A 19,704-nucleotide genomic window follows, 5' to 3' on the forward strand; every position below is an offset into this window, starting at 1 on the left:
CCCTACTCGCCTCCGCGGAGGACGGAGTTGCCTTCGTGCAGGCCGTCCGCTTGCGGGACGTCCAGCCGGAGACGGCCGCTGAGTCCGTAGAACGCGACCGGGTTGCGCCACAGGACCTGGTCGACGGCGTCCTCGCCGAAGCCGGCCGTGATCATGGCGTCGGCGACCTTGCGGGTCTTCAGCGGGTCGCTCTTTCCCCAGTCCGCGGCCGAGTTGACGAGGACCTTCTCCGTTCCGTACGCCCGCAGAATCGCGACCATGCGGTCCTCGTCCATCTTGGTGTCCGGGTAGACGGAGAAGCCGAGCCAGCAGCCGCTGTCCTTCGCGTCCTTGACGGTCGTCTCGTTGAGGTGGTCGAGCAGCACCCGTTCCCTGGGCAGGCTCGACTCGTTGACGACGTCCACGGTGCGGTGCAGACCGGCGAGCTTGTCGCGGTGGGGTGTGTGGACGAGGGCGGGCAGGCCGTGGTCGGCGGCGAGCTGGAGCTGGGCGGCCAGCGCCGCGTCCTCGGCCGGTGTCATGGAGTCGTAGCCGATCTCGCCGACGGCGACGACGCCGTCCTTGACGAGGTAGCGGGGCAGCGCGTCCAGGACCGGCGTGCAGCGGGGGTCGTTGGCCTCCTTGGGGTTGAGCGCGAGGGTGCAGTGGTGGGCGATGCCGTACTGGGCGGCGCGGAAGGGTTCCCAGCCGAGGAGGGCGTCGAAGTAGTCGAAGAAGCTGGCCGGACGGGTGCGGGGCTGCCCCAGCCAGAAGGAGGGTTCGACGACGGCGCGCACACCGGCGGCGCGCATCGCCTCGTAGTCGTCGGTGGTGCGGGACGTCATATGGATGTGCGGGTCGAAGATACGCATCAAAGCTCCTTGGGCACTTCGCCCGTCAGGGTCAGCACGCGGCCGAGATCGTCGGGAACATCGCGGCCGGCGGCCGTCCGCTCGGCCGCGTAGTCGCGGAGCATGCGGGCCAGTTCGCCGTCGCCGGCCGCCCGGTGCGTCCAGCGCGCGACCGCGTCGAGGGGGACGCCGGTGAACAGGCACTTCAGGACGGCGTGCCGCCAGGCGTGCGCGTCGAGGTGGGCGGCGGCGTACGGGCCGACGGCGGCAAGGACGAGGCCGGTGTCGTTGCTCCGCAGCGCGTCCTCCACGAGGTGTACGGCGTGCGGTCCTTCGACCAGGGCCGGCAGCGCCCGCAGGACGGCGCGGCGTTCGGCGGCACTGCCGTACCCGTAGAGCCGGGTCAGCGTCCCGAGTCCGGCCCGGGCCTCGATCAGCAGCAGCGCACGGACGGCGTCCGCGTTGCGGTGGCCGCAGTGCCGCCCGGCGGCGGCGAACCGCAGCTCCCAGGTGTGGGCGAGGTACGGGGAAGGGGCCGCCGGCGGTGTTCCCGCGGCGCGGGCGGCGTCGGCCAGGGCCTCGTCGAACCAGGCGCGCGCGGTGTCGTCGGGCAGCAGCGCGGCGACGTCGCCGCGGGTCCAGGCAGGGGGTTGGGTCATCTCGCCGTCACTCCCGTCGTGACGCCGGCCGCCGTGGTCCGCAGGAACTCGATGGAGGATCGGGCCAGTTCCGGCCCCGCGTGGGAGTGGCGGGGCAGCTCGACGACGATGAGGCCCTGGTAGTCGACGGCGGCCAGGGCGTCCAGCACCGGCGGGAAGTCGATCTCGCCGTCGCCGAAGGGCAGATGCTCGTGCACCCCGCGGCGCATGTCCTCGATCTGCACATGCCGCAGCCAGGGCGCGGCCGCACGGACGCACTCCGCGGGCGGGGCCGGCTCCGCACACTGGCAATGACCGATGTCGAGGGTCAGGCCGAGAGCGCGAGGGCTGTCGAGGGAGGTGCGCAGATGGTGGAAGTCGGCGAGAGTGGCGAGGAGATGGCCCGGTTCGGGTTCGATCGCCAGGGGCACCCCGGCGGCGGCCGCGGCGTCGAGCACGGGCGCGAGCGACTCCTGAAGGCGCTGCCACGCGGTGTCGTCGTCGGTGCCGGGGGGCGTGACGCCGCTGAAGCAGTGCACGGCGTGCGCCCCCAGGTCCGCCGCGACACGGACCGCCGTGATCAGCAGCCGGGTGCGGGCCGCACGCCCCCCGGGGTCCGGGTCGAGCAGCGACGGACCGTGCTTGCGGTGTGGGTCGAGCACATAGCGAGCGCCGGTTTCGACGGTCGTGGTGAGACCGAGCGCCGCGAGCCGACGGGCCACCTTGGCCGTACGGGCGGCGAGACCGGGGGCGAGCGGGTCGAGGTGCATGTGGTCGAGCGTGAGTCCGACGCCGTCGTAGTCCAGGTCCGCGAGCAGGCCCAGGGCGTCGTCGAGACGTAGGTCGGTGAGGCCGTTGGTGCCGTACCCGAAGCGGAGTCGCCGCCGGCCGCTCATGTGGGACTCACCTTCCGTGCGAGCGTGCGGGCCACGGGTGCGAGACCCAGCACGGCCAAGGCGGTGGCGCTCGCCCCGGACCGGGCGGCGAGCGCGGCCTGGAGCGGGATCATGGCGCGGATCCCGCCGCCGACGGCGCGCTGGGTGAGGTGCGGGGACGGATTGAGGGCGGCATGCAGGCAGGGAACGGCGGCCGTCCGGACGTACGCGGCTGCCGCCCATGCCGGGACGAGCCCTGTCGACGCGCTCGTCCGAGCCAGCAGCAGGCCGAGCACGGTCGTGGTGGTGAGGGCGGCGAGGGGCGTGAGTGTCGAACCGCCGTGTGCCTCGTGCCGCGAGACGACGGTGACCGCGTAGGTGTGGGCGGCCAGCGCGACGGCGGAGGTGGTGGTGCGCGGGGCGGCCGGCGCGACGGCGGAGGTGGTGGTGCGCGGGGCGGTCTTGGGCGATGTCGTGTCGGCGGCTCTTCGGCGGGACCGCCTCGCGTCGGGAACCGACAGGGTCGCCGTGGCCCCCAGCAGCAGGTCCAGGGCGCGGGCCGCGGCCATCGCCGCCGGGGCCGCGGCGGTGTGCTTCAGCCGGAGGTCGTACGCCCAGACCGTGGCGGTCAGAGCCGACGCCAGCCCGAGTGCGGGGCGGCCGGCACGGGCGGCGAACGTCAGGCCCGCCGCGGTCAGGAGTCCGGCCGCACCCAGCGCCGCCGTCGGGGAGATACGCCCGGAGGGGACCGGTCGTTGGGGACGGTCGACGGCGTCCTCGTCGCGGTCGGCCCAGTCGTTGAGCGCCATGCCCGCCTGGTAGAGACAGAGCGAGGCGCAGGCGGCGTACGTCGTGCCCCGGTTGGGCCGCAGCCCGGCGGCCGCGGCACCGGCGAGGGCGTCACCGGGCACGGTGAACAGCGCGGGGACACGGAGCAGTTCGGCCCAGTCCCGCAGCCGCGCCCACGGCATGGAGCGGGTCACTGCGCCTCCCTCAGGCGGTCGGCGAACGACAGCAGTTCCGCGAACTGCTCCGACAGGCCCGACGGGCCCGCGTCGGGGTCCTTGAAGTAGAAGCCCAGTTCCGGAAGCGGGCCGGACAGGCCCGCCTCGTGGGCGCGGGCGACCAGGCGGGCCAGGTCCAGGACGAGCGGCGCGGCCAGTGCCGAGTCGCATCCCTGCCAGATGGTCTGGAGAATCATGCGCGAGCCGAGGAAGCCCTCGAAGGCGACGTGGTCCCAGGCGGTCTTCCAGTCGCCGAGCGCCGGTACGTCGTCGATGTGCACCTCACCCTCCGGCGTGTGCCCGAGGGTTTCGGTCAGGACGCGTTCCTTGCCGGCGTTCTTCGCGGCGGCCGCACCCGGGTGGGCCAGCGCCGCGCCGTCACCTCCGCCCAGCAGATTGGTGCCGGACCAGGCCCGTACCTCCAGGGCGCGCTGGACGAACATCGGGGCGAGCGCGGCCCGCAGCAGCGTCTGACCCGTCTTGCCGTCACGGCCCGCGTGGGGAAGTCCGTCGGCCGCGCCCGTGAGGACCGGGGCTCGTAGCCCGGTGGACGGCGTGAAGTTGACGTAGGGGCAGTCGGCTCTCAGGGCGGCGGCCGCGTAGAGGGAGCTGGGCGGCAGCCGTACGGCGTCGGGCTCGGGCAGCGGCTCGGTGGAGGAGACGTTGACGACGACCACCCGTGCCAGTGCGTTGCGCACGCGGAACGAGGTGAGGTCGGCGGCGAAGTCCGCGATGAGTTCGTCGTCGCCGCGCGTGTCACCCGCGAGCGGTCCGCCGAGCCGTATCTCCTCGTCCGCGGCCTGGAGTTCGGCGCGCACGGCGGGGGCGAGCCCGTGCGGCAGGACGCCCGCTTCGGTGAGGTGCTCGGCCCGCTTGGCCAGTGGGGTGTGGGCGGTGTCGTGGCCGCCGAAGACGAGTGAGGGCAAGGACGGCAGACCGGTGCCGTCGAACGGTGGAGTCTCGGTGACCATGCCGGTCGGCGGGTACAGTCCGGCGGTGACCGCCGCGCATCCGGCGACGGCGGTCGTGGCCACCGATCCGCGGGCTCCGACGAACCAGACACCGGTGCGTCCGGTGCGTGCGGTCCGCCCGCCGGTCCGGGCCTGCGATGCGTTCCCGTCGTTGTTCACGGGCTGCCTCCCTGCCATGTGGATGTTCCGATGCGGGTGGAGGACGGTGGGCGGGGCTCAAGGCCTGCCAGCCACCGCCGGCACAAGGGCGGCTTTGGCCGCGGCCCGGGAGGGATGCTCCGTGGTGGGCGCGGTCACAGCGTGCGAGTGGGCGGCGAGAAGGCCGCCGGTGAGATGAACGAGTGATGTCTCGGGGCTCTTGGCGCTGCTCTGTGCAGGTCCTTCGTGGGCCGGTCGCAGGAGAGGTGAGCCGTGCCACCGGAATGCGCCGTCAGTCTCGAACTGTGCGGCGGCTGGGCACGAGGTGGACCGTAGCCCCGTTCGTCCTTGACCGAAACCCTTCGCGCAACGAACGCGTCAAACTTTTTCCCGCTTCAGGACAAAGCCGTGTCCGGGCAGCCCGGACCGGCCCGGCGGCTCTCCCGTCACCGGGCACTGACCTGGTCGGCTCTCGGCAGGTCGAAGGGATCGGCTACGGAGCGCCTACGTGTCGCCGCCCCCGAACGCGGCGTCGAAGGACGCCGAAGGCGGGTCGAAGTCGAACCGCTTCAGATGGGCGAGTGCTCGCGGCGCGCCTACGAGGCGGTCCATGCCGGCGTCCTCCCACTCCACGGAGACCGGCCCGTCGTATCCGATCGAACGCAGCATCCGGAAGACGTCCTCCCAGGGGACGTCACCGTGCCCGGCGGAGACGAAGTCCCAGCCACGCCGCGGGTCACCCCAGGGCAGATGGGAGCCCAGCCGCCCGTTGCGTCCGTCCAGACGCTTGCGGGCCTCCTTGCAGTCGACGTGGTAGATCCGGTCCCGGAAGTCGTAGAGGAAGCCGACCGGGTCGAGGTCCTGCCAGACGAAGTGGCTGGGGTCGAAGTTGAGCCCGAAGGCCGGCCGGCCGTCCACCGCCTCCAGGGCACGCCTGGTGGTCCAGTAGTCGTAGGCGATCTCGCTCGGATGGACCTCGTGGGCGAAGCGGACGCCCTCGGTGTCGAACACGTCCAGGATCGGGTTCCAGCGCTCCGCGAAGTCCTCGTAGCCGCGCTCGATCATCCGCTCCGGTACGGGTGGGAACATCGCCACCAGGTGCCAGATCGACGATCCGGTGAAGCCGACAACCGTGTCGACGCCGAAGGCGGCCGCGGCCCGCGCCGTGTCCTTGATCTCGGCCGCGGCACGCCGCCGTACGCCCTCCGGCTCCCCGTCGCCCCAGATGCGGGCGGGCAGGATGCCCTGGTGCCGTTCGTCGATGGGGTTGTCGCAGACGGCCTGGCCGACGAGATGGTTGGAGATCGCCCAGCACCGCAGGCCGTACTTCTCCAGCAGGGCGTGCCGGCCGGCCAGGTAGGACGGCTCGGCAAGGGCCTTGTCGACCTCGAAGTGGTCGCCCCAGCAGGCGAGTTCGAGGCCGTCGTAGCCGAAGTCCGCGGCCAGTCGGCAGACCTCCTCCAGCGGCAGATCGGCCCACTGACCGGTGAACAGGGTGAACGGGCGTGGCATGGTGCCTCCCAACGTGGTTCCCGGCGGATCTCTACCGGACTTCGGCCTCGACGGCCTGGACAGGGGTGTACACGGAGTTCTTCTGCGCGCTCTCCTCCACCGCGGCGAGCACCCGCTGTACCTGAAGGCCGTCGGCGAACGACGGCACCGGGTCGGTGCCGGACGCGATGGCCTCGACCAGGTCGCGGGCCTGGTGGGTGAAGGTGTGCTCGTAGCCGAGCGCGTGGCCGGGCGGCCACCAGCCCTCCAGGTACGGGTGCTCGGCCTCGGTGACGACGATCCTGCGGAACCCCGCCGTGGCCGCGGGCTCCCGGTGGTCGAGGAAGTACAGCTCGTTGAGCCGCTCGAGGTCGAAGGCGAGCGAACCGGACTCGCCGTTCATCTCCAGCCGCAGGGCGTTCTTGCGCCCCGACGCCATCCGGGTCGCCTCGAACGTGGCGAGCGCCCCCGAGGCGAGCCGGCCGGTGAAGACGGCCGCGTCGTCCACCGTCACCGGCCCGCGACCGGTGCCGCCGGGAGCGGTCGGACCGAAGGAGGCACCGTCGAGGCGGGGGCGTTCCTTGACGAAGGTCTCCAGCTGGGCGGAGACGCCGACCAGCACTTCACCCGCCAGGTACTGCGCGAGGTCGACGATGTGCGCGCCGAGGTCACCGAGCGCCCCCGACCCCGCGTGCTCCCGCTGCAGCCGCCACGTCAGCGGGAAGTCGGGGTCGACCAGCCAGTCCTGGAGGTAGCTGACCCGCACGTGGCGCAAGGTGCCGAGCCTTCCGTCGGCGACGAGCCGGCGCGCGTAGGTGAGGGCGGGCACACGCCGGTAGTTGAAGCCCACCATGGCCAACTGGCCGCGTGAGCGGGCCGCGTCGGCGGCGGCGAGCATGGCTTCGGCCTCGGCGACCGAATTGGCCAGCGGCTTCTCGCACAGCACGTGCTTGCCCGCCTCCAGCGCCGCGATCGCGATCTCCGCATGGCTGTCGCCCGGTGTGCAGATGTCGACGAGTTGCACATCGTCACGGGCCACGAGGGCACGCCAGTCGGTCTCCGCCGCGGCCCAGCCGTGCTTGTCGGCCGCCGCCCTCACGGCGTGCGCGTCACGGCCGGCGATCGCGGCCATGACCGGCCGCAGCGGCAGGTCGAACACGTGCCCTACGGTGCGCCACCCCTGCGAGTGCGCGGCACCCATGAACGCGTAGCCGACCATGCCCACGCCGAGTGCCGGCGGCGCGGTCCGGCTGTCCCTCTGTTCCATACGGATTCCTCCTCGTCGGAGTGTCAGTGACCCATCGCTGTGTTCGTGGGCACGCGGCCCGGTCCGGTCACTTGAAGCCGGTCGGCAGGTACTGGTCGACGTTGTCCTTGGTGACCACGGCCGAGTAGAGCGTCAGCGATGACGGGATCTCGAACTCGGCGAGGCCGCCGACGCCCTTGCCCTGACCGAGCGCCCGGGCGAGATCGATGGCGGAGGCGGCCATCGTCGGCGGGTACAGGACCGTCGCCTTGAGCACGCCGTTGTCGGCCTTGATGGCGTCCATCGCGGACTTGGCCCCCGCGCCGCCGACCATCAGGAAGTCGTCGCGACCGGCCTGGTCGATGGCTCGCAGCGCGCCCACACCCTGGTCGTCGTCGTGGTTCCACAGCGCGTCGAACTGCGACTGGGCCTGGAGCAGTTGCGCCATCTTGGCCTGGCCGGACTCGACCGTGAAGTCGGCCGCCTGGCGGGCCACCTTCTTGATGTTCGGGTAGTTCTTCAGGGCGTCGTCGAAGCCCTTGGTGCGCTGCTGGGTCAGTTCGAGGTTGTCGAGGCCGGCGAGTTCGACGACCTTGGCGTTCGGCTTGTCCTTGAGCCGTTCACCGATGAAGTGGCCGGCGTTGAGACCCATGCCGTAGTTGTCGCCGCCGATCCAGCAGCGGTACGCCTGGGGAGAGGCGAAGACGCGGTCCAGGTTGATGACGGGGATGCCCGCCTTCATCGCCTGCAGGCCGACCTGGGTGAGCGCCTTGCCGTCGGCCGGCAGGATCACCAGGACGTCGACCTTCTTGTTGATCAGTGTCTGGATCTGGCCGATCTGCTGGGCGATGTCGTTGGAGCCCTCGGTGATCTCCAGGGTGACGTCGGAGTACTTCTTGGCACGCGACTTGGCGTTGTCGTTGATGGCGTTGAGCCAGCCGTGGTCGGCCTGGGGGCCGGCGAAGCCGATGGTGACGGCCTTGCCCGGCTTGTCGTCCGCGACCGGGGCGTTGTCCGTGGCCTGTTCCTGGTTCGTGGGCTCGTTGCTGGTGCAGGCCGTCAGCAGCGCACCGGCGGAGGCGGCCGCGGTACCGAACAGCAGTGCTCTGCGGCTGGTGGAGGGGATTCTTGCCATGGCGGATCGACCCTTCGACTGGGCGGTGCACGTCGGGTGGGGAAGGTGAGGGTGCCGGACGGCGGTGTGCGCACCTTGTGGCCCGCCGTCCGGCGGTGTGAGGCACGGTGTGGCCCGCCGTCCGGCGGTGTGCGGGCACGGTGTCAGGCGGTGTGTGGCACAGCGTCAAGCGGTGTGTGGCACGGTGTCAGGCGTCGCCGGGCATCGAGCGGCGCTGGACCAGGACGGCGGCGACGATGATGGCGCCCTTCGCGATCTGCTGGACCGCGGTCTCGAGGTTGTTCAGGGCGAAGATGTTGGTGATCGTGGTGAAGACCAGAACACCGAGGACGGAGCCGAGGATCGTGCCGCGACCGCCACTGAGCAGGGTGCCGCCGATGATGGCCGCGGCGATGGCGTCGAGTTCGTAGAGGTTGCCGTTGGTGTTCTGCCCCGAGCCGGCGAGCACGATCAGCATGAAGGCGGCGATACCGCAGCACAGTCCGGACAGCAGGTACAGGTACAGGCGCTGGCGTCGGACGTCGATGCCCGCGAGGCGTGCCGCTTCCGCGTTGCCGCCGACCGCGACGGTGCGGCGGCCGAAGGTGGTGCGGTTGAGCAGCAGCCAGCCGATGACGGTGACCGCGGCGAATATCAGGACAAGGGGCGGGACGCCGAGGACATAGGCGTCCCTGGCACCGAGGTCGAGCACGGAGTCGACGGCCACGATCTGGGTGCTGCCGTCCGTGATCTGCAAGGCCAGACCCCGGGCGGAGGCGAGCATGGCCAGCGTCGCGATGAACGGCACCAGCCTGCCGTAGGCGATCAGCAGACCGTTCACGAGACCACAGCCCACGCCGACGATCACGGCGGTGAAGAGGATGCCCGCGAAACCGAACTCCTGCGTGGCCACGGTCGTCGCCCACACCGAGGCGAGCGCCACGATCGCGCCCACCGACAGGTCGATCCCGCCGCCGGTGATGACGAACGTCATTCCGACGGTGACGACGCCGATCACGGACGCCTGGGTGAGGACGAGCTGAAGGTTGCTCGTCGCCAGGAACTCGTCCGGTGCGGTGATCCCACCGACCGCGACGAGCACGACGAGGACTCCGAGCAGCGACAGACTGCGCACGTCCCACCGCAGACCGAGTCGCCGCGAGATTTCCTGGCCCCTCGCGGACTTGGCGGCGGACGTCGGCGTTTCCTTCTGCGCCGCGGTGGCCGGCTGCGTCATGGCGTCGGGCTCCCTTCCATCACAAGATCGAGTACACGGTGCTCGTCGAGTTCGCGGGCGTCCGCCGTGTGCACGACGCTGCCTTCCCGGAGCACCAGCACCCGGTCGGCGAGACCCAGAACCTCGGGCACCTCACTGGACACGAGAAGTACGGCCAGGCCCTCGTCGGCCAGCCGGCGGATCACGGCGTAGAGCTCCGCCCGAGCGCCGATGTCGACACCCCGGGTCGGCTCGTCCAGCAGAAGCACCTTGCAGCCCCGCAACAGCCAGCGTGCGAGCACCGCCTTCTGCTGGTTGCCGCCGGACAGGGTCCTGATCGCGGCATCGGGATTGTCCGGCCGCAGGGACAGTTCCCGGACCGCCTGGTGTGCCGCGGCTCGCTCGGTGCGCCGGTCGAGCCAGCCCGCGCGGGCGAACCGGGACAGGGTGGAGACCGAGACATTGCTGCTGACGGACTCCAGCATCAGCAGGCCCTGCGCCTTGCGTTCCTCGGGCGCGAGACCGATGCCGGCACGGACGGCGGCGCGGACACTTCCGGGGCGCAGGGGAGCGCCGTCGACGAGGACGCGGCCGCCGTCGGGCTTGCGAGCCCCGTAGATCGTCTCCAGGATCTCGCTGCGCCCGGACCCGACGAGCCCGGCCAGACCGACGATCTCACCGGGCCGCAGCTCCAGATCGACGGGCGCGAACTCCCCTCGCCGGGTGAGCCCTTCGACCTTCAGCACCGGCTCGCTGCCCGCGGCGAACCCGGCCTCGGGGCGCTCGGGGAAGACGTACTCCACGTTCCGGCCGGTCATCAGCGCCACGACTTCCTCGGTCGGCGTCGACTCGGCGGGCAGACCGCCGGCCACCGACCGGCCCTCCTTGAGGACCGTGACCCGCCGGCCGATGCGCCGGATCTCCTCGAGACGGTGGGAGATGTAGATCACGGCGACACCGTCGGCCGTCAGATCACCCACGATCCTGAAGAGGTTGTCCACCTCCTCGGGGTCGAGCGCCGCCGACGGCTCGTCCATCACGATCAACCGGACGTCGTGGGACAGAGCGCGGGCCATCGAGACGATCTGCTGCTGCGCCGCGGACAGATCGCCGACGAGCCGCGCGGGATCGATCTCCGAGTGCCCGAGGCGTCGCAGCAACTGCGCGGTCGCCGCACGGGCGACGGAGCCACGCACGACGAACCCGGCGGAGGTGGGTTCGTGCCCGAGGAAGACGTTCTCCGCGACGGACAGCCCTTCGATCAGATCGAGTTCCTGGTAGATGGTGGCGATGCCGAGGCGCATGGCGGCGATCGGCGACCTCAGGGTCACGGGCTCGCCTCGCCAGGTGATCTCGCCGCTGTCGGGCTGGTGGGCTCCGGCGAGCACTTTGATCAAAGTGGACTTGCCGGCCCCGTTCTGGCCGAGGAGGCAATGGACTTCACCGGCCTGGACCTCGAGATCCACACCGTCCAGGGCGCGAACGCCCGGGAACGACTTGGTGATGCCGGACATGGTGAGCAGGGGTGGTTGTGGTGCCATGAGGAATCCCCTCGGCGGGTGCGGGCCGTGAGCGGGCAGGACCGGGCACGGTGGTTCGGGTACCTGGGCGGCTCTGGAGAGCCCGGGTGTTCGAGTGCGCAGGGGCGTACGGGCGGAGCGGGGCAGGACTGGGCAGGCCCGAGGGCCCGTCGGCCATGAGGTGGTGGGAGCCGACCGCCGAGGTCCTACGGTGATACGGCGGGGCTGTGGTTGGCGCGCCGGCTCCGGGGTGTCACGACGGCGAGGTGAGGCTGCCGAGGCGCAAGGGGTCAGCGGTGACGCCGTCGGAGTCGCAGGACATGCGATTGTGGTGGCGTCGTCCGGTTCCAGTGGTGCAGGTCATGTTCCGTCGCCCACGGGTCGGGCAGGAGTCAGGCCGGTGAGAAGACGTGGTCGCTGATGAGCCGGGCCGCGCCGATGACTCCGGCTGCCGGCCCCAACTCACCCAGCACGATCGGCAGGTTGCCCGTGGCCAGCGGCAGGGACTGCCGGTACACCTGGGTCCGGACACTGGCCAGCAACGTGTGCCCGAGCCCGGTCACACCGCCGCCGATCACCACCAGCCCCGGATTGAAGAAACTGACAAGCCCTGCGATGACCTGCCCCAGACGCCTCCCGCCCTCCCGGATCAGCTCGAGAGCCACCGCGTCCCCTGCCGCCGCGGCAGCCGACACGTCCTCGGCCGTCAGACGTCCGGCCGTCTCCAGCCGGGCGGCGAACTGCGCCGACCGGCCCTCACGCGCGGCCTGTTCGGCGTCGACGGCCAACGCGGCCCCGCTGAAGTGGGCCTCCAGACAGCCCCGGTTGCCACACGCACACCCGCGGCCTTCCGGCTCCACCTGGATATGACCGATGTCGCCGGCGCTGCCCGTCGTCCCGCGGTAGACGTCACCACCGACGACGATGCCGCAGCCGATGCCGGTGCCGATCTTGACGCACAGGAAGTCGCCCACGGAGCGCGCGACGCCCGCGTGCTGCTCCCCCATCGCCATCAGGTTCACGTCGTTGTCCACCATGACCGGGCAGCCCAGTTCCTGGCTGAGCGCCTCCCGGACCGGGAAGCCGTCCCAGCCCGGCATGATCGGTGGCGCGACCGGTACACCTTCGGGGAAGCGGACCGGCCCCGGAACGCCGATGCCGGCGCCGTCGAAGCCCTCCGCGACACCGGAGGCCTTCAGCTTGGCAGCCATCGCCAGCACCTGCTCGAATACCGCGACCGGCCCCTCCCGGACGTCCATCGGATGATTCAGATGCCCCAGGACCTCCAACTCCGCGTTCGTCACGGCGACATCGATCGACGTGGCACCGATATCGACGCCGAGGAAACGCAACGTCGGTGCCAGCCGGATGTTGTGCGACCGCCGGCCGCCCCGGGAGGGGGCCAGCCCGTCCGCGACGACCAGCCCCGTCTCCAGCAGCCGGTCCACCTCGACCGCCAGCTTCGAACGGGACAGGTCCACCAGATCACCCAGCCGGGCCCGGGAGTGGGACCCGTTGTCACGCAGCAGACGAAGCAGGCGCGCCTGATGCGCGTTCTCAGGTCGAGCAGTCATCCGTCGCACGATCCCTCCCCTCTCCACCGACTGCGTCGTCGAGCTCTCGGAAGGGAACGTAACAACGATTTTCCGGCCTGGGAAGCACTTACGCAGCAGTAGCGTGCAACTTTTTCCACGCACAGGACAAAGCGAGAGTGGCGGGCCTCCGGGAGCCGTACGACAGGGCGGCCGCCGGGCGACCGAGCGGCGTCGCGCGGCCGCGAGTCACCGCGCCGCCGCCTGCTGATCGACAGCGCCTACGGCCTCGGAGCCCCGTTCGCCGCCGGCACACGGCGCTTGCCGGACACCGGCCGTACGGTCCTGCTGCTCGTGCCACCCCAAGTCGATGGTCACCACACTGCTTGAGGGGCCCGACTACGTGGTGTGCAGGGGTTCCTTGAAGGATTTGCGGAACACCGGCCCGGCGAAGGGGATGATCGAGGACATCATCTTCGACTTGAACGAGGAAGGGTGCCGTTCGAGTCTGACGTCGACGCGGGTGCCGTTGTCCATGGGAGTCATCTGGAACTGCCAGCCCCCCGAGCCGAAGGGCACCGAGTCGCGAGTGGTGACGGTGACCCTGTTCGTCGCGGGGTCCCATTCGTAGCGTGCGCGCTCCCACGACTTGTCGTTCCCCTCGGTCACCTCGGCCCAGGTATCGCCACGCTCGTGGACCCGGAAGTGCTCGGCATCGATGGACGGCCACTCCTCGACACGGGACGGGCCGAAGTTCGTCAGCACGCCCATCACCTCGTCCGGGCTCATCGAAGAGTTCACGTGGAAGTGTAGGGACGGCATGACCTACTCCCTGGTTCGCGATGACTGTTGTCCGTCGGCAGCCTTGGTAGGCGTCGCATGGGGCGCGCTGCACCGACGCTGGTTCGCACACCCGGCTCTGCGGAGGTCCAGTGCCTCGGCCTCGTAGGCCTACCGGGCATGCTCGGTGACCGGAACGCTCCACCTTTCAGAGTGCACCCGCGCCCGGTACTGCGCACCAGCAGGTTCCCGAGCAGCCGGCGTTCCGGCCCCCGCGCCGGCTGTCACAGGAATGCGACTCCATCGACTCCGCGCCGATCGAAGATGAGCCGTACTGCCGCGGAACCTTCACCAACCGCGGCGGCGACTCGCTTGACGCTTCCACTGCGCACGTCACCGACGCAGAACACGCCGGGCACGCCGGTTTCGAAGGGCAGTGGCATGCGCCGGCCCGCCGGGCCGGCGACGTCCTGTCCGGTCAGCAGGAACCCGTCGGGGTCCGTCGCCAACTGCTCGTCGAGCCAATCCGTACATGGCGTGACACCGATGAACACGAAGACGGCGCTGACCGCCATGGAGGAGCGCAGTCGACTCGTCCGGTCCACTACTTCAAGCCCTGTCACCTCGGAGTCGGCGGAAATGCCGACCACCTCCGTCCGCACCCTCACATGGATCTTCGGGTCTGCGGCGATCGCGTCGATCAGGTAGCGAGACATCGACCGTTCAAGGTCGTCACCTCGCACCACGAGGTACACCGGATCAGACGTCCGGGCCAGGAACAGTGCCGCCTGACCTGCCGAGTTCGCGCCGCCGATCACTGCCACGGGTCGCCCGCGCCAGTACGTCGCTTCGACAACCGTGGCGGCGTAGTAGACGCCGTTGCTCTCCCAGGCTTCGATGCCGGGCACGGCCAAGCGCCGGTGGTTGGCCCCGGTGGCGATGATGACGTCGCGAGCGCTGAATGCCCGGCCGTCATCGCACGTGACGGTGTGTATACCGCCCTCGCTGGTGAAGGCCACCGCGCGGGCGTGCCGGTGAAGCCGTACTCCGAACTTTGCTGCCTGTATCGCCCCTCGGGCCGCCAATTCGGCGCCGGGCAGACCGGCCGGGAATCCCAGGTAGTTCTCAATTCTCGATGACGTGGCGGCTTGACCACCAAACGCGTCCGCGTCCATGAGGACGGTCGTCAGTCCTTCGGACGCACCGTATACCGCGGCCGCCAAACCACCCGGTCCCCCACCGACAACGAGCAGGTCGCAAATCTCTTGGTCGTCGACTGCACGCGGCGGTTCTCCGAACTCCGCAGCAATGTTCGCCGGCTGCGGATTACGCATCAACGGTCGGCCGGGGATGAGGATGACGGGAAGGTCTTTCAGCGATACCTTGAGCCTTCGCAAAAGCATCTCGACCTCTGGCCGATCCTCAAGGTCCAGCCACTCCACGGCCATCCTGCTGAGTGAGAACGAATGCAGAAGGACTCGGCATCGTTCGTCGTAGCGGGAACCGATGAGCGTAATGCCCGCACCCCTTCTCAACAGGTTCGCCCGCCGCACAAGGAATGTTCGAAGGATGCATTCGCTCAGATCACTGTCTTGCGCAACGATCGTCTGGATCTGCTGCAGCGGCACTCTCAGCAATCGGCCCGGGGTCTTCATGACACCGGTAAAGCGTGAGCGCTCCCCGGTCAGCATACCTATCTCGCCCAGGAACTCCGCGCGGCCGTATGCCGCGACTAGCCGCTCCTCCGGTTGACCGAGCCGATCGATGATTTCCGCGGCCCCCTCCAGAACGACAAAGAAGTCGTAGGACGCGTCACCCGCCAAAAAGAGAACCTCGCCGGCGGGTGCCGGATACTCCGATCCGACGGCCCCCAGCTTCTTGAGCTGATCCCCGGACAGTCGCGATACCGGGGCCCACTCCACATTTTCCCCCCGCGCAGGCTTGTCCATAGGGCGCCCTCTTCGGCCTGGGCAGGAACGCACCGCGTGCCATCGGTTCATCCTGCGCTGGAGCAGTCAGCCGCTCTCCAGCCAATGTGGCCCATCACAACGGCGGCAGCCCCACGCTGCCCACGCATGCTTGTGCTGTGGCCTCGGCAAGTCACCTACCGAAAGGCGATGCGGTCACGACGGCAGTTCGGTCCCGGCCTGCTCACGCACCATGTACAGGGCGTACCAGTCCGGCCAGTTCGGGTCCTCCGCACCGATGCGTGCCTCGTGCTCCCCGTGCGCGGCCGCGGCGCGACGCAGCGCGCTCGCCAGGTCCTCTGCGGAGGCGAACGTCGTGGTGGCGGGATCGAGGCGTCCCGGGAGGCGGGTGGTGATCTCCTGCAGGAGCCAGCCGTTGCCGTCGGGGTCGCTGAAGGAAAGGAACGAGCCGTAGCTCGTGCGCTGCGGATCCGGTCCCGGCACTCGGGCTTCTGTCCCGGCGTGGTGGAAGACACCGCCGGCGTCGTGGAACACCTCGCTCGGCTCGGCGCCCAGCCGTTTCAGCTCATCGTGTGCGGCGTTGATGTCGTCCACGATCAGCTGGAGGCCCTGGGCCGAGCCCTGCGTCTGGGACGTGACCGAGGTGCCGAAGATGACCGATGCCGGAGAGCCCGGCGGCGTCACCTGCACCACCCGGAAGTTCTCGTCCGGGGCGACGTCCGCGTCCAGCCTCCAGCCCAATCGCGTGTAAAAGCCCTTGGCCCGGTCGACGTCGGACACCGGTACGACCACGACTTCGAGTTTCATGTCCATGACTGACACCTCCTGCGCTCGTGCAAGATGCCGACATGACGAGCCTCGCACGACCCGACGCGAGCCGCGCAGGGGAATCCGGCAGACGGCGATCCGGCCTCGCCGGAGCCGGTTGTCGGGAGGTTGGGCGGCGGTCCGGAAGCCGCCGCACCCCCGTCAGCAGGGAGCCGTGGCGCAAGGGCATCGGCGGTGGACGGCAGGCGGCCTACGGTGTCTCTTCGACGGCGCCGATGCCGAGTCGGCCGAGCAGCCAGAAGGTGATTGCGGTGCCGGTGCCGTAGGCGACGTGCGCGCCGAGATCCCAGGCCACGGTCTTGGGGTCGTACTGCCAGATCGGCTTGTAGAGTCCTGCGATCGGCAAGGCGACGTAGTCACCGGCGAACACCGCGGCGCCGAAAGGCACGCCGTACACGGGGGAAGGCCTGGGCAGTGATCCGGCGACGATGCCGTAGACCGCTCCCGCCGCCGATCCGTAGGCCCAGTGAGCGACGGTGCTCGTGAACCAGGCGGAATCATCAGGAAGCCGGCGCTGGGTGAAGCCCTCGATCACCCGCTTCGCCACCTGCCCCGGCTCAGGGGCCTTCTCCCAGCTCTCAACCGGAGCGAACTCCCAGTCGAGCGGGCTGTCCGTCCCACCTGCGCGCCGGTACTTCAGGTAGTGGACGGCATCCAGGCACACCGTTCCCACCGCCCCGGCCAGCAGGCCGGCCGTCACCGCCGCGAGTGGGGTCAGCGGGATCCTTCGGGAGCGCACGACGCAATCTCCTCATCGGTCGGGGCCGGGAAGGTCGATTTTCTTCAGCGCCCGGACTGCGGTTGGGCGGCATCGGGCCCGCATCGAGTATCCGGCGGCCAGAACGTGCGCGCACGAGGAGAACGTCCCCGGGCACAGGCGATGAGGGACCTGCGGCGGGCGGTCCTGAGCGGTGTCGCGGAAGCACCCACCCGCAGGGCGGCACGCATCGGCCGAACCGCATGTCCACCGGGACAACCCGACCGGGCGATCACGATCTCAACGGTCCCGAGGCGGGCCTCGGCACGCAGCGCGGATCCGGCCTCACCTCCTGCCGGGAAACACCCTCCGGTCGGGAACGAGCGCCACCCCGCGGCGGCGGCATGGGAGCCGTCCCTTCACGCGAGGGCCGAGCTTGCGCGAATCGGCGTCGGACGCATCCGTCCGCGCCCCTCGCACCGAAGGAATGGACTACAGAAGCTTCTGTGTCCGGAGCGGAGGCGGGCTGATGCAGGTGAGGAAGGTGGTGCTGGGCGGCCTCGGCCGGGAGGTGGCACCCGACGGCGGCCGGCCGCGGAGGCTTCTCTGCGCGCACCTCGGGCTGCTGGTGCCGTCCGCGGTGTCACTGCCGGCCCGGCCCGTCGGCCGCGCGGACTGTCCGTCACGCGGCTGGAGCCGGGTGCGGCTTCGGTGGTGCGTGAAGTGCGGCCACGTCGGATGCTGTGACAGCTCCTGGGGCATGCACGTCTACGACAGTGAGGAGTGTGGTCGTTGCCGACCGCGCCTGGAAGGTCAGGTCATCGGTGGCAGTGACGGTCTTGTTGTCACCGATGAACAGCAGCCGGTCCGGCTCCCGGGAGGCGAGCCGGTAGAGCAGGTCGCTGGTCCTGCCGCGGAAGCGTGAGGTGTTCCGCCAGACGGTCCCCTGGCGCACCGGTCCTTCACCGACCTGCACGCACCGCACCGTTCCCGGATCCCATTCCTCGGCTCGGGTGAAGTCCTGAAGAGCGCTCAGTGGAAAGGTGGTGCGGGCCCGGTGGAGGACCGACGGCTCGAGCGGGAGGTGAAGCCGTGGGCGAAACACCCGGAGCAGACGGTCGTGAGCGCAGGGAATCGGTCGGGGACTATCCGCGTCCGCCTCGGATCGAACCCGACACGCGGCACGTGGTGGTACGGGATCGGGGTATGACGCTCGCCGACTCCCACCGCTGCCTGAGGGTGCTGGAGACCAGCCATCCGCCGGTGTTCTACATTCCTCGCGCGGACGTGCGCATCGAGCTTCTGTCCGATTCCGGGCGTCGGAGTGTGTGCGAGTGGAAGGGCCTGGCCACCTACTGGACCGTGCGGGGGACGGCCGGCCGCCCTCCCGTACCCGATGCCGCCTGGAGCTATGACGCTCCGCGCCCCGGATACGAAGCCCTTGCCGGTCACCTGGCGTTCTACCCCGACCGGGTGGAGGCGTGCATGGTCGACGGCGAGCGGGTGCGTGCTCAGGCCGGCGGATTCTACGGCGGATGGATCACGGACGAGGTCACGGGTCCTTTCAAGGGCGGGCCCGGCACCTGGGGCTGGTGATCGGACCTCCCCCCTGCATCCGGCGACGCGGTGGCCTGCGAAGAAGGAAGGGAGTGGTCACGGTCCCGCTGCACCGCCGGCCACACGCTTGCCCGACTCGTCGCGAACACCGGCTTCGGGATCAAGGGAGCCCGCACCCGTCCGCTGGTGGTTCTGGCCGGACCGGGCTGGGGAAGCCACCCGGCCGCACCGGGCATGCTCTGCCCAGCCGGTCTGCGCGAGGCCTCGACCTTCCTCGGCCGGCACTGCGCCGCCTCGTCCGATCCGTCGACGCCTTCGGACGCGGGCGGCGGCCGACACCGCATGGCTCTCCACGGCACGAGGGCGACCGCACGACGCCGCTGATGTCCGCGTGGGCTGTCCGTGGGCAGCCCGGGGCTGGGGGCGACCACGCCCCGGGCATTGGGTCGCCTCCGGCGCAGGGCCGCAGGGCCGCCCCTGGAGTGACCTGTGAGGATCACGGGAAGGCGCCCGCCCACGCCGGACGAGCCCGGTGCCGCGGACGTGGTCATCCACTCCCCCGCGGGACAGGGGTCCTGCGCGGAGGGCGGGGCAGGAATCCGCTGGTACGGGCCTTGTAGTCGGCGTAGCCGGGCCGGTCGGCCATATGGGCTTCCAGGAGGCGCTTGCCGCTGCCCCAGACGAGCAGCCCCGTCATGGTCAGCGGTGACACGAGGGTCACTGCGGCTGTCCGCCAGTCTGCGCACGCTGTCAGGTACAGGCCCCACCAGACGAGGAAGTCGCCGAAGTAATTGGGGTGTCGGGTCCAGGCCCACAGTCCCCGGTCCATGATCAGGCCCCGATGGGCGGGGTCGGACTTGAAGCGGGCGAGCTGGTGGTCGCCCACCGCCTCGAAGCCCAGGCCGGCCGCCCACCAGGCGAGTCCGAGCACCATGAGAAGGTCGGGGCCGCTCGGCAGGTAGGCGGCGGCTTGCACGGGCAGTGAGACCAGCCAGACGAGGCCACCCTGGAGCAGGTAGACCTTGCGCAGTGCGAACACGGCGGGCCTGCCGGGAGCGCGTGCGAGCATCCTGGCGTAGCGGGGGTCTTCGCCGTGGCCGCGGGCACGGCGTGCGATGTGCAGCGCCAGCCGCAGCCCCCAGACGCAGGTGGCCGCCACCACGAGAAACCGTCGCAGGTCGTCCCCGTGGCCCGCGGACAGGGCCCAGGTGACGAGGGCGACGGCGGCGAACGCGACGCCCCAGGCGATGTCCACGATCCGGTGGACCCCTGCACGGAACGAGATCACGAAGGTGGCCAGCATCACCGCGAGAGCCGCGCCGGCCGAGGCGGCCAGGTT

The 19,704-nt window shown here is 70.4% G+C and carries 17 protein-coding genes; 1 reads left to right on the plus strand and 16 read right to left on the minus strand.

From position 1 onward, the window contains the following. Nucleotides 1-2: 2 nt before the first annotated feature. The 15 genes from IE275_RS39430 to IE275_RS39500 all read right to left on the minus strand — a co-directional run bounded on the left by IE275_RS39430 (nt 3) and on the right by IE275_RS39500 (nt 16,811). Nucleotides 3-851, minus strand: coding sequence for a TatD family hydrolase (locus IE275_RS39430; protein WP_189717515.1), 849 nt, complete (start codon nt 849-851; stop codon nt 3-5). Continuing rightward, nucleotides 851-1,489 (minus strand): EboA domain-containing protein, encoded by a 639-nt coding sequence (locus tag IE275_RS39435; protein ID WP_189717516.1) that lies wholly within the window; start codon nt 1,487-1,489, stop codon nt 851-853. The genes IE275_RS39430 and IE275_RS39435 overlap by 1 nt, the downstream gene beginning before the upstream one ends. Next, a complete protein-coding gene (locus tag IE275_RS39440; protein WP_189717517.1) occupies nt 1,486-2,364 on the minus strand; it encodes a sugar phosphate isomerase/epimerase family protein in 879 nt (292 codons plus the stop codon). Before IE275_RS39440 ends, IE275_RS39435 begins: the two co-directional genes overlap by 4 nt. After that, on the minus strand, nt 2,361-3,314 hold the full coding sequence (locus IE275_RS39445) for an SCO3242 family prenyltransferase (protein ID WP_189717559.1): 954 nt from the start codon (nt 3,312-3,314) through the stop codon (nt 2,361-2,363). The genes IE275_RS39440 and IE275_RS39445 overlap by 4 nt, the downstream gene beginning before the upstream one ends. Nucleotides 3,315-3,322: 8 nt before the next feature. Continuing rightward, nucleotides 3,323-4,477, minus strand: a complete 1,155-nt coding sequence (locus tag IE275_RS39450) for an inositol-3-phosphate synthase (RefSeq protein ID WP_189717518.1) — start codon at nt 4,475-4,477, stop codon at nt 3,323-3,325. A 483-nt stretch (nt 4,478-4,960) separates the two neighbouring features. Further along, on the minus strand, nt 4,961-5,968 hold the full coding sequence (locus IE275_RS39455; protein WP_189717519.1) for a sugar phosphate isomerase/epimerase family protein: 1,008 nt from the start codon (nt 5,966-5,968) through the stop codon (nt 4,961-4,963). A 31-nt stretch (nt 5,969-5,999) separates the two neighbouring features. Next, nucleotides 6,000-7,214, minus strand: a complete 1,215-nt coding sequence (locus IE275_RS39460) for a Gfo/Idh/MocA family protein (protein ID WP_189717520.1) — start codon at nt 7,212-7,214, stop codon at nt 6,000-6,002. Between the two features lie 67 nt (nt 7,215-7,281). Further along, nucleotides 7,282-8,328: a substrate-binding domain-containing protein gene (locus tag IE275_RS39465; protein WP_189717521.1), complete on the minus strand. Its 1,047-nt coding sequence runs from the start codon at nt 8,326-8,328 to the stop codon at nt 7,282-7,284. 187 nt (nt 8,329-8,515) lie between these two features. Next, nucleotides 8,516-9,544 (minus strand): ABC transporter permease, encoded by a 1,029-nt coding sequence (locus tag IE275_RS39470; RefSeq protein ID WP_189717522.1) that lies wholly within the window; start codon nt 9,542-9,544, stop codon nt 8,516-8,518. Next, on the minus strand, nt 9,541-11,064 hold the full coding sequence (locus tag IE275_RS39475; protein ID WP_189717523.1) for a sugar ABC transporter ATP-binding protein: 1,524 nt from the start codon (nt 11,062-11,064) through the stop codon (nt 9,541-9,543). Before IE275_RS39475 ends, IE275_RS39470 begins: the two co-directional genes overlap by 4 nt. A 371-nt stretch (nt 11,065-11,435) precedes the next feature. Further along, the gene (locus IE275_RS39480; protein WP_189717560.1) at nt 11,436-12,617 is read right to left on the minus strand and encodes an ROK family transcriptional regulator; all 1,182 of its coding nucleotides are present in this window, start codon (nt 12,615-12,617) and stop codon (nt 11,436-11,438) included. 357 nt (nt 12,618-12,974) lie between these two features. After that, the gene (locus tag IE275_RS39485; RefSeq protein WP_189717524.1) at nt 12,975-13,397 is read right to left on the minus strand and encodes an SRPBCC family protein; all 423 of its coding nucleotides are present in this window, start codon (nt 13,395-13,397) and stop codon (nt 12,975-12,977) included. Nucleotides 13,398-13,639: 242 nt separating this feature from the next. Beyond that, nucleotides 13,640-15,304 carry an FAD-dependent oxidoreductase gene (locus IE275_RS39490; protein WP_189717525.1) on the minus strand — a complete coding sequence of 555 codons (1,665 nt, stop codon included), beginning with the start codon at nt 15,302-15,304 and terminating at the stop codon, nt 13,640-13,642. 174 nt (nt 15,305-15,478) lie between these two features. Next, the gene (locus IE275_RS39495; RefSeq protein ID WP_189717526.1) at nt 15,479-16,096 is read right to left on the minus strand and encodes a VOC family protein; all 618 of its coding nucleotides are present in this window, start codon (nt 16,094-16,096) and stop codon (nt 15,479-15,481) included. A gap of 205 nt (nt 16,097-16,301) precedes the next feature. Further along, nucleotides 16,302-16,811, minus strand: coding sequence for a hypothetical protein (locus IE275_RS39500; protein WP_189717527.1), 510 nt, complete (start codon nt 16,809-16,811; stop codon nt 16,302-16,304). A gap of 1,089 nt (nt 16,812-17,900) precedes the next feature. Here IE275_RS39500 and IE275_RS39505 point away from each other — a divergent pair. Then, nucleotides 17,901-18,404 carry a DUF427 domain-containing protein gene (locus IE275_RS39505; RefSeq protein ID WP_189717528.1) on the plus strand — a complete coding sequence of 168 codons (504 nt, stop codon included), beginning with the start codon at nt 17,901-17,903 and terminating at the stop codon, nt 18,402-18,404. Between the two features lie 508 nt (nt 18,405-18,912). Here IE275_RS39505 and IE275_RS39510 read toward each other — a convergent pair. Then, nucleotides 18,913-19,668, minus strand: a complete 756-nt coding sequence (locus IE275_RS39510) for a DUF1295 domain-containing protein (protein ID WP_189717561.1) — start codon at nt 19,666-19,668, stop codon at nt 18,913-18,915. Nucleotides 19,669-19,704 lie beyond the last annotated feature (36 nt).

Origin of the sequence: Streptomyces phaeofaciens, from assembly GCF_014648915.1 — a bacterium.
Taxonomy (GTDB): domain Bacteria; phylum Actinomycetota; class Actinomycetes; order Streptomycetales; family Streptomycetaceae; genus Streptomyces; species Streptomyces phaeofaciens.

Coding starts and splice junctions, on each gene's coding strand:
- IE275_RS39430 (WP_189717515.1), bottom strand. CDS start 851: ATGCGTATCTTCGACCCGCACATCCATATGACGTCCCGCACCACCGAC.
- IE275_RS39435 (WP_189717516.1), bottom strand. CDS start 1,489: ATGACCCAACCCCCTGCCTGGACCCGCGGCGACGTCGCCGCGCTGCTG.
- IE275_RS39440 (WP_189717517.1), bottom strand. CDS start 2,364: ATGAGCGGCCGGCGGCGACTCCGCTTCGGGTACGGCACCAACGGCCTC.
- IE275_RS39445 (WP_189717559.1), bottom strand. CDS start 3,314: ATGCCGTGGGCGCGGCTGCGGGACTGGGCCGAACTGCTCCGTGTCCCC.
- IE275_RS39455 (WP_189717519.1), bottom strand. CDS start 5,968: ATGCCACGCCCGTTCACCCTGTTCACCGGTCAGTGGGCCGATCTGCCG.
- IE275_RS39460 (WP_189717520.1), bottom strand. CDS start 7,214: ATGGAACAGAGGGACAGCCGGACCGCGCCGCCGGCACTCGGCGTGGGC.
- IE275_RS39465 (WP_189717521.1), bottom strand. CDS start 8,328: ATGGCAAGAATCCCCTCCACCAGCCGCAGAGCACTGCTGTTCGGTACC.
- IE275_RS39470 (WP_189717522.1), bottom strand. CDS start 9,544: ATGACGCAGCCGGCCACCGCGGCGCAGAAGGAAACGCCGACGTCCGCC.
- IE275_RS39475 (WP_189717523.1), bottom strand. CDS start 11,064: ATGGCACCACAACCACCCCTGCTCACCATGTCCGGCATCACCAAGTCG.
- IE275_RS39480 (WP_189717560.1), bottom strand. CDS start 12,617: ATGACTGCTCGACCTGAGAACGCGCATCAGGCGCGCCTGCTTCGTCTG.
- IE275_RS39485 (WP_189717524.1), bottom strand. CDS start 13,397: ATGCCGTCCCTACACTTCCACGTGAACTCTTCGATGAGCCCGGACGAG.
- IE275_RS39490 (WP_189717525.1), bottom strand. CDS start 15,304: ATGGACAAGCCTGCGCGGGGGGAAAATGTGGAGTGGGCCCCGGTATCG.
- IE275_RS39495 (WP_189717526.1), bottom strand. CDS start 16,096: ATGGACATGAAACTCGAAGTCGTGGTCGTACCGGTGTCCGACGTCGAC.
- IE275_RS39510 (WP_189717561.1), bottom strand. CDS start 19,668: ATGCTGGCCACCTTCGTGATCTCGTTCCGTGCAGGGGTCCACCGGATC.